Source organism: Bradyrhizobium sp. UFLA05-108, assembly GCF_059803455.1.
In genome coordinates, this window is the sequence record NZ_JBANAZ010000085.1 from 22,475 (window position 1) to 35,478 (window position 13,004).

The window sequence follows — 13,004 nt, forward strand, 5'->3', positions numbered from 1 at the left end:
AGTTCGCGATCCCCGCCGGTCTTCGCGCCTGGCCTGGAATTGCGATTGTCTATGAAAGAGCGGCCGCGTGCGCCGTTTGCCGGCGCGGCATTCGGCCGCGCGGCAAGGGAGCAAGCGACCATGGCCACACTCTACCAGGGCAATGTCCCTATGGCCCAGCCTGCTGATGCGGCTGGACCGATCATCCGAACCATCCAACTGTCCGATCTGCACGACGCGCTCAAGCGCGGCTGGGAGGATTTCAAGGCGGTGCCGAGCCACGCCATCATCCTCTGCGTCATTTATCCGGTGCTCGGCCTCGTGCTCGCGCGCATCGCCATGGGCTATTCGGTGATACCGCTGTTGTTTCCGCTGGCCGCGGGCTTTGCGTTGATCGGCCCGTTTGCGGCGCTCGGCCTTTATGAACTCAGCAGCCGGCGCGAACGCGGCGAGGACGCCAGCGCCTGGGATGCCATGGACGTGCTGCGCTCGCCCTCCTTCGGCGCCATGCTTGGGCTCGGCACGCTCCTGCTCGCGCTGTTCGTGACCTGGGTTGCGACCGCGCAGGCGATCTATGTGGCGGCGTTCGGCTATGAAGGCGTCACCGGCATTTCGGACTTCCTCAAGCACGTGCTGACCACGCCGCAAGGCTGGTGGCTGATCGTGGTCGGCTGCGGTGTCGGCTTCCTGTTCGCGCTCGCCGCGCTCTGCATCAGCGTTATCTCGTTCCCGTTGATGCTCGACCGGCACGCTAGCGCCGGCGAAGCCATGGTGACCTCGCTGCGCGCCGTAGCGAAGAACCCGGTACCGATGGCGGCCTGGGGCGTGATCGTCGCAGTGCTGCTGGCGCTCGGAACCATCCCGGCATTCCTTGGTCTCGCCGTGGTCATCCCTTTGCTCGGCCATGCCACCTGGCATCTCTATCGCAAGGTGATCGTGTCGGATCCCAATGCAAGGCATGACGCTCCGCCGCCGCGCCCACGCAAGCCGGCGGCTGATTTTCCCGCCAACCTGTTCCCGTGGCGGAATCGGTCGGAGTGAAACGGAATTACATTGCTGCGAGTCCGCCGGTTGATCGCTTACGGACTCGCCCAATATCGTTCCTTTAACCCTGCTCGTAGTTGAGTAGACGCCATAGGTTTATGGGCCTTGTTTTAGCCGCGGTTGGAACCGACATTCCGCGCCGCCGGTCATGCCACTTCACGGAATCGATTTGTTCTGATGACCCCGACGATCTCTCGTCTCGCCCTTGCAGCCTTCGCCCTCACCGCCTCGATCGCTTCAGCCGGGCCCACGCTCGCCGCAGTCGCATGCGGTTCCGGCAATTTCGATGCTTGGGTTGCCGACTTCAAGGCCGAAGCCGCCTCCAAGGGCATCTCGCAGCAGGCGATCACGGCCGGCCTTGCCGGCGTCACGCTGGATCAAAGCGTGCTGTCGCGGGACCGCTCGCAAAAGGTCTTCAGCCAGAGTTTTGAGGAGTTTTCCGGCCGCATGGTGCCGCCGCGCATGCAGCGCGGCTCCAACATGATGAAGCAGTACGGCTCGGTGCTGTCGCGGATCGAGCAGACCTACGGCGTGCCGGGCGAAGTGCTCGTCGCCATCTGGGGGCTGGAGACCGATTTCGGCGTCAATACCGGCAAGTTTCCGACGCTGCGCTCGCTCGCGACGCTCGCGTATGACTGCCGGCGCGCCGAGCAGTTTCGCGGCGAGCTGATGGACGCGCTGCGCATCGTCCAGCGTGGCGATCTCGCGCCGAACGAAATGAAGGGTGCCTGGGCCGGCGAGCTCGGCCAGACTCAGTTCATGCCGTCATCCTGGATGAAATATGCCGTCGACTTCGACGGCAATGGCCGGCGCGACCTCCTGCACAGCCCGACCGACGTGCTCGCCTCGACCGCCAATTATCTTTCGAACTACGGCTGGCAGCGCGGCAAGGATTTTGAGCCCGGCGGCCCCAACTTTGCGGTGCTCCAGCAATGGAATAAGAGCGAGGTCTACGCCAAGACGGTCGCCTATTTCGCGACGCAGCTCGCGCGCGCCCCCTAAAGCATGATCCGGAAAAGTGCGCAGCGGTTTTCCGAAAAAGATCATGCACAAACAATAACCCAACGCGCGATGACGGTTCATGCTGATCTCATCGCGCGTTAGCAAGCTTCAAAGAAATTAGGGCCGATCGCGTCGCGACCGGCCCTCCTTGGCTTCCCTGTCGTTTTACTTGCCCGCGGTGGCGTGCATCGCCTTGTTGAGGTGCGCGCCGCACATACCCATCTTGCCGTTCAGCAGCGCGTCCTGAGCCGCAGCGATCTCCTTCTGCGCGGTGAGCTTGCTGTCGCCGTCGGACATGTTCTCGATCGCGGTCTCGGTCTGCTCGAGATTGGTAGAGCTGCATCCGCCCATCTTCTTCGCGGCCTGCGCGGGAGCGACGGCAAATGCGACGGCGGCGATTGCGATGACCCCTAGTAACGTCTTCATTGTTACCTTCCTTCTCTTATATTGTTGCGCAGCCCGACGTCATTGCCGGAATCTGCGGATGATATTGTTGGTCGACCGCCGCAAGTTTTGAGAATGAATTCCCCGCGAGAATTGCGTGATGTTGCGCGACGCGCAGAGCTCTCATGCGAAATTTCTGATTTTCATTACAGTTTTGTAATTTCGCTCTCACACGCTCGGCGTGTGTGCACCGCAACGAAGATGATGTGGTCGGGGTCACACAGACCGAGCTTGGGCCCAGTGACCAGGCTCGTGCGGGAATCGGTACCGTCCACGCTCGAAGCTGGCTGAGCACTCCAAACGCCCCAGACTCGACAACAGCCTTCCCGTCGATGGCTTCAGAGATGACAAAAGAGTGAACCATTACTCAATTTTATGAATCATAATGCATGCGATTCGCGCATAGGACGGGATGCTGCGAATTCCGCCTGGCGGCTTGCAGCGGGCCTCTCGGCGACATATTTTTGTAACAGATGGAACCAACAGAAAATGCTATAAACCCGTGATTTCACGGGATGTTATTGCGACTTCAGGTCCAGTGGGCCCAGCTCTCGGGCGGGATCGCCAACCGGTTAATCGATCCTTACCGTCGCTATGCGCTGTTCGCTTAGCTGCATCGCAACATCGGAACTTCCGCACTGCAACAGTCCCATCTATATTCATTTCAACGATGACGCCCAGGTCAAGGGTTGAATCGAACTACAGGAGACTACCATGCTGCTCTCGCTCATCCGTATGATCCACGCGTTCCGGGACTATCAGCGCAATGTCGCAGAACTCTCGCAGCTCAGCGATCGCGAGCTGGCCGACATCGGCCTCGACCGCTCGGACATTCCGCGCGTTGCCGCCGGAGCCTACAAGGGCTGATTGGCCCTTCACGGACCGGACCAACCGATAGCGCCCGCCTCGTGCGGGCGTTGTCGTTTCTAGGGTGAGAAACGCCATCACGGCGATTCCACTCGACACTGAAAAGCGCTACCTGTCGCGCCCATGACAGGATCCAACTCCAAGACCGTACACATCATCGGCGCGGGCCTCGCCGGTTCTGAAGCAGCCTGGCAGATCGCCAGATCAGGCGTATCCGTGGTGCTGCACGAGATGCGGCCGAGCCGTATGACCGAGGCCCACCGCACCGACGGACTCGCCGAGCTCGTCTGCTCGAATTCGTTCCGCTCCGACGATGCCGCCAACAACGCCGTCGGCCTCCTGCACGCCGAAATGCGTCGTCTCGGCTCTCTGATCATGCGCGCGGCGGACGCCAACCAGGTTCCCGCAGGCGGTGCGCTGGCCGTCGACCGCGAGGGCTTCTCCGCGGCCGTGACCAAGGCGCTGAACGAGCATCCCCTGATCGAGATCGCTCGCGGCGAGGTCGCCGACCTGCCGCCGGCCGAGTGGGACAATGTGATCGTTGCGACCGGTCCCCTCACCTCCGCGACCTTGGCGGAGGCGATTCGCGAACTGACCGATGAAAACGCGCTCGCCTTCTTCGATGCGATCGCGCCGATCGTGCACCGCGACTCCATCGACATGTCGGTCGCATGGTTCCAGTCGCGCTATGACAAGGTCGGCCCCGGCGGCAACGGCGCCGACTACATCAACTGCCCGATGACGAAGGAGCAGTATGACGGCTTCGTCGCCGCGCTGATTGCCGGCGAGAAGACCGAGTTCAAGGAGTGGGAGACCAACACGCCCTATTTCGACGGCTGCCTGCCGATCGAGGTGATGGCCGAGCGCGGGCCCGAGACGCTGCGTCATGGGCCAATGAAGCCGGTCGGGCTGACCAATCCGAACGATCCGACGACCAAGCCGTACGCGATCGTGCAGCTTCGCCAGGACAACAAGCTCGGCACGCTCTACAACATCGTCGGCTTCCAGACGAAATTGAAGTATGGCGAGCAGCAGCGCATCTTCCGCAGCATTCCAGGCCTGGAGAACGCCGAGTTCGCGCGCCTTGGCGGTCTGCATCGCAACACCTTCCTCAACTCGCCAAAGCTGCTCGACGGCCAGCTCCGCCTGCGCGCGCAGCCGCGGCTGCGCTTTGCAGGGCAGATGACGGGCTGCGAGGGCTATGTCGAATCTGCCAGCATCGGCCTGATTGCCGGCCTCTATGCGGCAGCGGATGCGCGTGGCGAGCAGCTCACGAGCCCGCCCGCGACGACCGCGCTGGGCTCACTGCTCGGCCATATCACCGGCGGCCATATCGAGACGATCGAGCCGGGCACGCGCTCGTTCCAGCCGATGAACATCAATTTCGGCCTGTTCCCGCCGCTCGCGACTCTGCCGACCAAAAAGCCGGATGGCACGCGGCTGCGCGGCAACGAGAAGACGATCGCCAAGAAGCAGGCGCTGAGCGCCCGTGCGCTCGCCGATCTCGATCGCTGGATCGCCGATCACCAAAACATCGCCGCAGCGGCGTGAGCCTGTCATGAGCCTACCCAAAGAAGACGCCGCGGTGCTCGCGGCGCGCTGGACCGAGGGCGTGCTTTTGAAGCGCGACGTGTTCTCGACCGTCGAGCGCGGCCGTTTCAGGAATGAGCCCGAGGAGGTCGATGCGGTGCTGCGCCGGCTCGACGAGGTGCCGTGGTGGTCGTTCGTGCTGGCGCGCCATTTGTTCGCGCGCGAGAAACATGCGCTGGCGCTGGCCAAGGGCCTGAACGTCGGCCCCGAGCTGCTATGGGCCGGGCGTCGCGCGCTGGTCCGCGGCTTCGTCGATGGCGTCGCGCTGCATCTGGCCAAGCCGCACGGCAATGTCGCCTATTTCCGTTCCGCCAAGGACGCGTTGCGCCGGCTGCGCCGCGCCGGCATCTGCCACAACGACCTTGCGAAGGAGCAGAACTGGCTGGTCGGCCGCGACGGCCGCGCCTATGTGACCGATTTCCAGCTCGCCGCCTGCTTTGAGCGTCGCGGTCGGCTGTATCGCATTCTCGCCTATGAAGATCTCCGGCATCTGCTGAAGCACAAGCGCTCCTATGCGCCCGAGGCGCTGACGCCCAGGGAGCGCAAGATCCTCGCCAAGAAATCCTTTGCCGCGAGCCTTTGGCTCGCCACCGGCAAGAAGGTCTATCGCGCGATCACCCGCGGTCTTTTCAATTTCACCGACCGCGAGGGCGGTGGCCGCAGGCTCGTCAACGACGCGCCGGTGCTGGTCGATTTGATCCGCAAGAATCCCGCCGTGCGCGATACCGCCATCGTTGCCTTCGCCGACCGCCGCTCCGGCGTCGGGCTCTACGCCTTCGTCGAGGCGGACCAGTCGGCGCTCGAAGGCCAGCTTCGCAACGAGCTCACGGCTGCGAAGGGACCAAAGCCGCCCGAGCATATCCAGGTCGTGCACGCGCTGCCGCGCGACGCCAACGGCAAGCCGCGCACCGAGATCCTGCAGCTCGTGGCGATGAACCAGCTCGATCTCATCGAGCCGATGATCACGAGCGACCAGGACCGCGCCTTCCTGAAGGATATCCTGGAGCAGCGCAAGAATTTGCGCGACCGGTTTAACTTCGAGGCGGATCTGCCGACGAGCTAGCTGCGGCTCACGTACAGCGCGCGCTCAGGCCGGATTCGCCGAGCTTGGCCATGACCTCGTCGAGATGCGCGGCATCGCGCGTCTCGATGACGAGCTGAAGCAGCGTCGCCTTGGCCGGCAGATCGGAGAACGTCCGCTGGTGCGAGACCTCGATGATGTTGGCGCCGGCCTCCGCCAGCAGTGCCGCCACGGCGGCGAGCTGGCCCGGCCTATCGGGGATGTCGAGCGACAATTGCGTCAGCCGTCCTTCGCGCGCGAGCTCGCGGGTCAGCACCGAGGCGATCAGCCGCGTGTCGATGTTGCCGCCGCTCAGGACAAGGCCGACCTTCTGGCCGGCAAAGCGCGAGGGATCGCTCATGATCGCCGCGAGCCCAGCGGCGCCCGCGCCCTCCACCACCGTCTTCTCGATCGAGATCAGGGTCGCTACCGCGCGTTCGAGCTCGGCCTCGTTCACCAGCGCGATGTCGTCGACGAGGCGGCGGACTATTTCGGTCGTGATCCTGCCTGGCGACTTCACCGCGATGCCTTCGGCGAGCGTGTCGCCGCGCGCGGGCAGGTTGCCGTCATGGATGGCGTTGTACATCGAGGGATAGAGCCAGGCCTCGACGCCGAGAATTCGTAAAGACGGCTTGAGCGCCTTGGCCGCAATGGCGATGCCGCTGATCAAGCCGCCGCCGCCGATCGGGACGACCAGCGTATCCAGCTCCGGCACCGCCTTGAGCATCTCGAGCCCGACCGTCCCCTGCCCGGCGATGACGAGCGGATCGTCATAGGGATGGACGAAGATCATGCCGCGCGCCTCGCCATGCGTGCGCGCGAACGCGGCGGCCTCTTCCAGGGTCGTGCCGGTGACGATCACCTCGGCGCCGTGATGCCTGGTGTTCTCGATCTTCACCATCGGCGTGCCGACCGGCATCACGATGGTCGCGGGAATGCCGAGGCGCTTGGCGTGATAGGCAACGCCCTGCGCGTGGTTGCCGGCCGACATCGCGATGACGCCGCGTTGCCGCTCCTCCGCTGAGAGCGCGGTCAGGCGGTTGAGGGCGCCGCGCTCCTTGAACGAGGAGGTGAACTGGAGATTTTCGAACTTGAGCCAGAGATCGCAGCCGCAGATCGCGCTCAGCGTCCGGCTGTAATTGCAGGGCGTCTCGACGATGGCGCCGCGGACAACGTCCGCAGCCGCGCGCACGTCGGCGAGGACGACCGCCGAATCCGGCGTGTCGTGCAAGGTGGTGTCGAGTGCTTCGGCCATAGGGCAATATAGGGCATCTGGCCTGCCGCGGCGATACGGGAGCCGCTATTTAGTAAATTGCCGCGACCGCGCCGCGCGCCAGAGCGTCCACAGGGTTCCTAGCCGCGACGGCGGCTGCGGCAGGAAGGGATTGCGATCCGCGCGGGACAGGCGCGCCAGATCGCGGCGCGCCGTTGCCAGCGGCAGGAACGCCAGCCTTGCCGGCGGTGGTATCTCCGCCAGCAGCGAGGTCGCCGTCGCGATATGCTTTCGCGCCTCGCTCGTGAGCTCATCCAGCGCCGCGCGCAGCGCCGGCGTCTCCTTGCGGCCAAACACCTCCTCGACTGTGCTGCCGTGGCCTTCCAGGAGTTGCTGCGGTACGAAGAGCTGGCGATGCGCGGCATCGCGCGGCAGGCTGGCGATCACCTGCACCATGCCCTGCGCGAAGCCGGCGTGACGGGCGAGATGATCGATCGCTTCCGACGGCCGCGCGCAGATCCATGCGGCAAGCGACAACAGCGCCGAGCACGTTTCGGTCAGATACCCCTCAAGCGCCGCCATGGTCGGCATCGGATCATTGTAGAGGTCGAACTGATGCTCCTCGACGAGCCGCGATAACGGCTCGACCGGCAGATTATAGTCGCGGATCGCGACCAGGAGCTCGGCGGCGACGGGATTGCCCTCGGCGCTGCCATGGACATGGCCAGCCAGCATGTCGGTCCACCATTGCAGGCGGATTTCGCCGGGCAGCGGCTGGGTCACCTGATCGCGGACGCGGACGATCTCGGCGTTGAAGGCATAGAGCGCGAGCAGGGCGCGGCGCTCATTGGCTGATACGAACAGGGTCGCGGCGTAGCGCGCGAAATCGTGGCTGCGCACGAGATCGGCACAGAAGGCGGCGTCGGCAGCCGGTGCTCCACTCATGGCACGGCGATCAGGGCCGCCGCGACCCGCCGTCGCTCGCCGATCATGATGTTGTAGGTGCGCAGCGCGGGGCCAGTCTGCATCGTGTCCAGCACCACCCTCACCGCCTTCAGCGCCTGGCGCAGCTCCGGCGGCGGCAGCCACACGCCGGCTCCCGTGCCGACCAGGAGCGTGTCGATGCTGTTGGCCGCGGCAAAGACCCGCTCCAGCGAGTAGCGGTCGATCTTGGCGGGGTCGGTCACGTCCCACGCCCAGATCGCGTCGGGCAGGCACAGCAGCGAGCCGCGATGCGACATGCCGGCAAAGGCAAAGCCGCCCTTGCCATAGGCGTCGATCGGCGCCGAGCGCGGGAAATGTGGAGCGTTGGGATCGCCGGCCATGGGATTCGTCCGACTAGAGCATGATCCGGACCCGGAGGGCCGCGTTAGCGCAAAGTGTGCAGCGGTTTTCCGAAACGATCATGCTCAAACAACACGCTGAAGCGCGATGATGATTCACCCTAACCTCATCGCGCGTTGGGCTACTGCCCTCGCAAACTCCTGCGAGGGCACGCGGTTCGGATCATGGCCGATTTTTCTTCGCCGGCGTAGCCGTATCCACGGCGTCCTCGCGGTGTTCGCCGACGCCGAGATAGATCAGGATCGGGGCCGCGATGAAGATCGAGGTGTAGGTGCCGACCAGCACGACGCCGAACATCATCACGGCGGTGAAGCTGTGGATGGCGTGGCCGCCGAAGATCAGCAGCGCGAGCAAGGCCAGCGTCACCGTGACGTGGGTGATGATCGAGCGCGACAGCGTCGAGTTGATGGACTCGTTCAGGAGCTGCGGCATCGGCATCTTCTTGTAGCGCCGCAGCATCTCGCGGATACGGTCGTAGATGACAACGGTGTCGTTGAGCGAGTAGCCGAGAATCGTCAAAAGCGCCGCGATGCTGGTCAGGTCGAAATCGACCTGGCTGATCGACATGAATCCGATCGTCAGCACGATGTCGTGCACGTTGGCGATCATGGCGCCGAGCGCGAACTGCCACTCGAAGCGGAACCAGAGATAGATCAGGATCGCGACGATCGCGAGCATCAGGCCGAGCATGCCGTAGGCGAGCAGCTCGCCGGAGACGCGCGGGCCAACCACTTCGACGCGGCGGTATTCGACGGTGTCGCCGAGCGCGCCGCGCACCTTCTGCACCGCCTCCTGCTGGGCAGCATCGCCGCCCGGCTGCTCCGCAACGCGGATCAGGACGTTCTCGGGGCCGCCAAATTGCTGCAACTGGACTTCGCCGAGTCCCAGCGCGTCAAGCGCGGTACGCATCGCCGCAATGTCGGCGGTGCCGGACTTGGCCTGCACTTCCAGAAGCGTGCCGCCGCGGAAGTCGATGCCGAAATTCAGGCCGTGGGTGAAGAACAGCGTGATCGCGACGATCGATAGCGCTGCCGAGATCGGAAAGCTGATGCGGCGGAAGCGCGTGAAGTCGAAATGCGTATCGTCCGGGACGATTCGCAGCGACGGCAATAGGCCGAGGGCCGCAACCACGGTGAGGATGGCAATGAGGACGCCAAGCCCGATGAGAACGAAGTGAGTCACAATCAGGCTCCTAGATCGGCACGCTCTGCGGCCGCTTCCACCGCACCCACCAGGCCACGATCAGCCGGGTCAGCGTAAAGGCGGTGAACACCGTGGTGATGATGCCGATGCCGAGCGTCACGGCGAAGCCACGCACCGGACCGGTGCCGATGTAGAACAGCACGGCAGCAGCAATGAAGGTCGTGATGTTGGAATCGAGGATGGTCGCAAGCGCCCGCTTGAATCCGGCGTCGATCGCCGAGATCGCGTTGCGGCCGCCGCGCAGCTCCTCGCGGATGCGCTCGTAGATCAGCACGTTGGAGTCGACCGCGATGCCGACGGTGAGCACGATGCCGGCGATGCCGGGCAGCGTCAGCGTGGCGTTGAGCAGCGACAACAGGCCGAAGATCATGGCAACGTTGATCGCCACCGCGATGTTGGCGAACAGGCCGAACAGCCGGTAGGTGAGCAGCATGAAGACGATAACCATGATCGAGCCGACATAGGCCGCAAGCTCGCCCTTCTCGATCGAGTCCTGGCCAAGGCCGGGACCGACGGTGCGCTCCTCGATGACGGTCAGGGGCGCCGGCAGCGCGCCGGCGCGCAGCAGGATGGCGAGGTCGTTCGCCGACTGTACCGTGAAGCTGCCGGAGATCTGGCCCTGGCCGCCCGTGATCGGCTCGCGGATGACAGGCGCCGAGATCACCTCGTTGTCCAGCACGATCGCGAACGGCAGGCCGACATTCTCCTGCGTGGCCTGCGCGAATTTGCGCGCACCCGACGTGTTGAACTTGAAGTTGACGATCGGCTCGCCGGTGCGCTGGTCGAAGGCCGCCTGGGCATCGGTCAGGTCGCCGCCGGAAACCAGCACCTGCTTCTTCACGACATAGGGTACCTTGGGAGAGCTCGCACTCATCAGGAGCTCGGATTCGGGCGGCAGGCTGCCCCTCTGCGCCTGATCGGGCGGCACCGAGGGGTCGACCATGCGGAATTCCATCTTCGCGGTCTTGCCGAGCAGCTCCTTCAGGCGGGTCGGATCCTGCAGGCCCGGCACCTGGACCAGGATGCGGTCGGTGCCTTGCCGCTGGATCACCGGCTCGACGGTGCCGAGCTGGTTGACGCGGCGTTCGACGATCTGGATCGATTGCTCGATGGTCTGACGCACGCGCTCGGTGATCGCGGCCTGCGGCACGGTCAGGCGAATCAGCCCGCCGCCGGCATCACTGACCTCCAGGCTGCGCTGGCCGTTGGAGCCGAGCAGCCCGCCGAGCGGCTGGGAGAGGTCGCGCAGCTTGGACAGCGCGTTCTGAAGGTCGGTATCTTTAACACGGACCTCGACCGCATCGCCCTTGGATGACAGCCCGGTGTAGCCGATCTTGGCCTCACGCAGCACGCGGCGGACGTCGTCGCGAACCTGGTCGAGCTTCTCCTTCTTGACGTAGTTGGAATCGACCTCGAGCAGCAGATAGGACCCGCCCTGAAGGTCGAGGCCGAGCACCAGGCGGCGCTGCGCCCAGGCGGGCCAGGTCTTGACCTGTGCTTCGGGGAAGAAGTTCGGGACCGCGCAGAGGCACACGATCAGCGCCGTCAGGATGATCCCCAGCGCCCTCCACCGCGTGAAATACAACATCGAGTGAACCTGTCAGATCAGAAGAATACGAGGCTCGAGCGAGCGATCAGCTCGCCGAGTCGTCCTTGGCGCTCTCCTTGGCCGGCTCGCCCTTGGCGCGCACGCCGGAGATCATCTGGCGCATCTGCCGCACCCGCACGCCGTCGGAAATTTCGAACTCGATCTGGTCGTCGTCGACGACCTTGGTGACCTTGCCGACGAGGCCGCCCGACGTCACGACCGTGTCGCCGCGGCGGATGTTCTTCACGAGATCGGCATGGTCGCGCACCTTCTTCTGCTGCGGGCGCAGAATCAGGAAGTACATGATCACGAAGATCAGGGCGAACGGCAGCAGCGACATCAACATGCTGTTGGTGTCGCCGGCGCCCGCGGCCTGGGCATACGCAGGGGTAATGAACATTCGGACGATCCTCGTGAACGGGAGAAGGCCGGCATCGGCCCCTTTGGGCAGCCGGGTCGGTCAAATTTCGCGCGGACTATAGCGGCAGCGGTCCCAATTGCAACGCTGCCAGACTGACGATTTGGCCATCTTGCGGGAGGCGCTCAGGCCCGATAAGGCTGCATTCTCAGGAACTTCGGACATGCCCAGAAAACCAAGCAAAACCGCCGCCGGGAAGGCCACCAAGACCGCTGTTAAGACCCCTGCCCGAAACCCCACCCGCCTCGCGGCAAAACGACCCAAGGCTCAAACCACCGACCTCGCGCAGGAGCGCATCGTGCGTGCGCTGGAGACCATTGCGACGCACCTTTCGACCCAGGCACCTGCGACCGCCGCGCCCGTCTCGTTCGAGCGTGCCGACGCCTTCGTCTGGCATCCGGACGGCCGCCTGTCGGCGGTGCCGCGAGTCAGCCGCGTCGATCTCTTCCTGCTCAAGGGCATCGACCGGATGCGCGACATCCTGATCGAGAACACCGAGCGCTTCGCGAACGCCCTTCCCGCCAACAACGCCCTGCTCTGGGGCGCGCGCGGCATGGGCAAGTCGTCACTGGTGAAGGCCGCCCATGCCAGCATCAATGCGGACCGCAAAGCCTCCGACAAACTAAAGCTGATCGAGATTCATCGCGAGGACATCGAGACGCTGCCCGCGCTGATGGAGCAATTGCGCGGGTCGTCCTTCCGCTTCATCGTCTTTTGCGACGATCTCTCCTTCGACGGCAATGATGCGTCCTACAAATCGCTGAAGGCCGTGCTCGAAGGTGGCATCGAGGGCCGGCCCGACAACGTTATCCTCTACGCCACCTCCAACCGCCGTCATTTGCTCGCACGCGACATGATCGAGAACGAGCGCTCCACTGCGATCAACCCGGGGGAAGCGGTCGAGGAGAAGGTCTCGCTGTCGGACCGCTTCGGCCTGTGGCTCGGCTTCCACCGTTGCAGCCAGGACGAGTACCTCGCCATGGTCCACGGCTATTGCGGCCATTTCGGCATCAAGGTCGACGACGAGGCGCTGGAGCGCGAGGCGCTGGAATGGTCGACCACGCGCGGTTCACGCTCCGGCCGCGTCGCCTGGCAGTTCGTGCAGGAGCTTGCGGGGCGGCTGGGTGTGAAGCTGACGGCGAATTAACGTCCGGAAGGTCGCGCCCCACCTACAACTGTCATTCCCTGCGAAAGCGGGGAATCCAGATGCTATGGGGTAAGCGGCGACTGGGGTAAGCGGCGGTGAGGGTGT

The 13,004-nt window shown here is 64.4% G+C and carries 13 protein-coding genes; 6 read left to right on the forward strand and 7 right to left on the reverse strand.

Annotated features, from left to right (window positions below):
- The first annotated feature begins 120 nt into the window (after positions 1–120).
- Positions 121–1,020, forward strand: coding sequence for a DUF2189 domain-containing protein (locus SO140_RS39500; protein WP_449381982.1), 900 nt, complete (start codon positions 121–123; stop codon positions 1,018–1,020).
- A gap of 180 nt (positions 1,021–1,200) precedes the next feature.
- Complete coding sequence (locus SO140_RS39505; protein ID WP_449381983.1) at positions 1,201–2,025, forward strand: lytic murein transglycosylase; 825 nt, start codon at positions 1,201–1,203, stop codon at positions 2,023–2,025.
- A 165-nt stretch (positions 2,026–2,190) separates the two neighbouring features.
- Here the strand turns inward: SO140_RS39505 and SO140_RS39510 are convergent, their stop codons facing one another.
- A complete protein-coding gene (locus SO140_RS39510; protein ID WP_449381984.1) occupies positions 2,191–2,451 on the reverse strand; it encodes a hypothetical protein in 261 nt (86 codons plus the stop codon).
- Positions 2,452–3,183: 732 nt separating this feature from the next.
- On the opposite strand from SO140_RS39510, the gene SO140_RS39515 reads away from it, so the two are divergent.
- From SO140_RS39515 to SO140_RS39525, 3 genes are all read left to right on the forward strand, one after another.
- On the forward strand, positions 3,184–3,336 hold the full coding sequence (locus tag SO140_RS39515) for a DUF1127 domain-containing protein (RefSeq protein ID WP_084801802.1): 153 nt from the start codon (positions 3,184–3,186) through the stop codon (positions 3,334–3,336).
- A 123-nt stretch (positions 3,337–3,459) separates the two neighbouring features.
- Complete coding sequence (trmFO, locus tag SO140_RS39520) at positions 3,460–4,887, forward strand: methylenetetrahydrofolate--tRNA-(uracil(54)-C(5))-methyltransferase (FADH(2)-oxidizing) TrmFO (RefSeq protein ID WP_449381985.1); 1,428 nt, start codon at positions 3,460–3,462, stop codon at positions 4,885–4,887.
- Between the two features lie 7 nt (positions 4,888–4,894).
- The gene (locus SO140_RS39525) at positions 4,895–5,989 is read left to right on the forward strand and encodes a serine/threonine protein kinase (protein WP_498541403.1); all 1,095 of its coding nucleotides are present in this window, start codon (positions 4,895–4,897) and stop codon (positions 5,987–5,989) included.
- A gap of 7 nt (positions 5,990–5,996) precedes the next feature.
- Here SO140_RS39525 and SO140_RS39530 read toward each other — a convergent pair whose 3' ends face one another.
- From SO140_RS39530 to yajC, 6 genes are all read right to left on the reverse strand, one after another.
- Positions 5,997–7,241: a threonine ammonia-lyase gene (locus tag SO140_RS39530; RefSeq protein WP_498543895.1), complete on the reverse strand. Its 1,245-nt coding sequence runs from the start codon at positions 7,239–7,241 to the stop codon at positions 5,997–5,999.
- Positions 7,242–7,286: 45 nt separating this feature from the next.
- Positions 7,287–8,144: a phytoene/squalene synthase family protein gene (locus SO140_RS39535; RefSeq protein WP_498543896.1), complete on the reverse strand. Its 858-nt coding sequence runs from the start codon at positions 8,142–8,144 to the stop codon at positions 7,287–7,289.
- Positions 8,141–8,524, reverse strand: a complete 384-nt coding sequence (locus SO140_RS39540; protein ID WP_498543897.1) for an Mth938-like domain-containing protein — start codon at positions 8,522–8,524, stop codon at positions 8,141–8,143. Before SO140_RS39540 ends, SO140_RS39535 begins: the two co-directional genes overlap by 4 nt.
- Positions 8,525–8,705: 181 nt before the next feature.
- The gene (gene secF, locus SO140_RS39545) at positions 8,706–9,725 is read right to left on the reverse strand and encodes a protein translocase subunit SecF (protein ID WP_449381990.1); all 1,020 of its coding nucleotides are present in this window, start codon (positions 9,723–9,725) and stop codon (positions 8,706–8,708) included.
- Positions 9,726–9,735: 10 nt separating this feature from the next.
- The gene (secD, locus tag SO140_RS39550) at positions 9,736–11,334 is read right to left on the reverse strand and encodes a protein translocase subunit SecD (protein WP_449381991.1); all 1,599 of its coding nucleotides are present in this window, start codon (positions 11,332–11,334) and stop codon (positions 9,736–9,738) included.
- Positions 11,335–11,380: 46 nt separating this feature from the next.
- Positions 11,381–11,734 (reverse strand): preprotein translocase subunit YajC, encoded by a 354-nt coding sequence (gene yajC / locus SO140_RS39555; RefSeq protein ID WP_027527361.1) that lies wholly within the window; start codon positions 11,732–11,734, stop codon positions 11,381–11,383.
- Between the two features lie 181 nt (positions 11,735–11,915).
- On the opposite strand from yajC, the gene SO140_RS39560 reads away from it, so the two are divergent.
- Complete coding sequence (locus SO140_RS39560; protein WP_449381992.1) at positions 11,916–12,899, forward strand: ATP-binding protein; 984 nt, start codon at positions 11,916–11,918, stop codon at positions 12,897–12,899.
- Positions 12,900–13,004 lie beyond the last annotated feature (105 nt).

Bases quoted from the DNA above. Each gene is read 5' to 3' on its own strand.
- SO140_RS39505 (WP_449381983.1), top strand. From the start codon at position 1,201: ATGACCCCGACGATCTCTCGTCTCGCCCTTGCAGCCTTCGCCCTCACC.
- SO140_RS39535 (WP_498543896.1), bottom strand. From the start codon at position 8,144: ATGAGTGGAGCACCGGCTGCCGACGCCGCCTTCTGTGCCGATCTCGTG.
- SO140_RS39500 (WP_449381982.1), top strand. From the start codon at position 121: ATGGCCACACTCTACCAGGGCAATGTCCCTATGGCCCAGCCTGCTGAT.
- SO140_RS39540 (WP_498543897.1), bottom strand. From the start codon at position 8,524: ATGGCCGGCGATCCCAACGCTCCACATTTCCCGCGCTCGGCGCCGATC.
- SO140_RS39525 (WP_498541403.1), top strand. From the start codon at position 4,895: ATGAGCCTACCCAAAGAAGACGCCGCGGTGCTCGCGGCGCGCTGGACC.
- SO140_RS39510 (WP_449381984.1), bottom strand. From the start codon at position 2,451: ATGAAGACGTTACTAGGGGTCATCGCAATCGCCGCCGTCGCATTTGCC.
- yajC (WP_027527361.1), bottom strand. From the start codon at position 11,734: ATGTTCATTACCCCTGCGTATGCCCAGGCCGCGGGCGCCGGCGACACC.
- secD (WP_449381991.1), bottom strand. From the start codon at position 11,334: ATGTTGTATTTCACGCGGTGGAGGGCGCTGGGGATCATCCTGACGGCG.
- trmFO (WP_449381985.1), top strand. From the start codon at position 3,460: ATGACAGGATCCAACTCCAAGACCGTACACATCATCGGCGCGGGCCTC.
- SO140_RS39560 (WP_449381992.1), top strand. From the start codon at position 11,916: ATGCCCAGAAAACCAAGCAAAACCGCCGCCGGGAAGGCCACCAAGACC.
- SO140_RS39515 (WP_084801802.1), top strand. From the start codon at position 3,184: ATGCTGCTCTCGCTCATCCGTATGATCCACGCGTTCCGGGACTATCAG.
- SO140_RS39530 (WP_498543895.1), bottom strand. From the start codon at position 7,241: ATGGCCGAAGCACTCGACACCACCTTGCACGACACGCCGGATTCGGCG.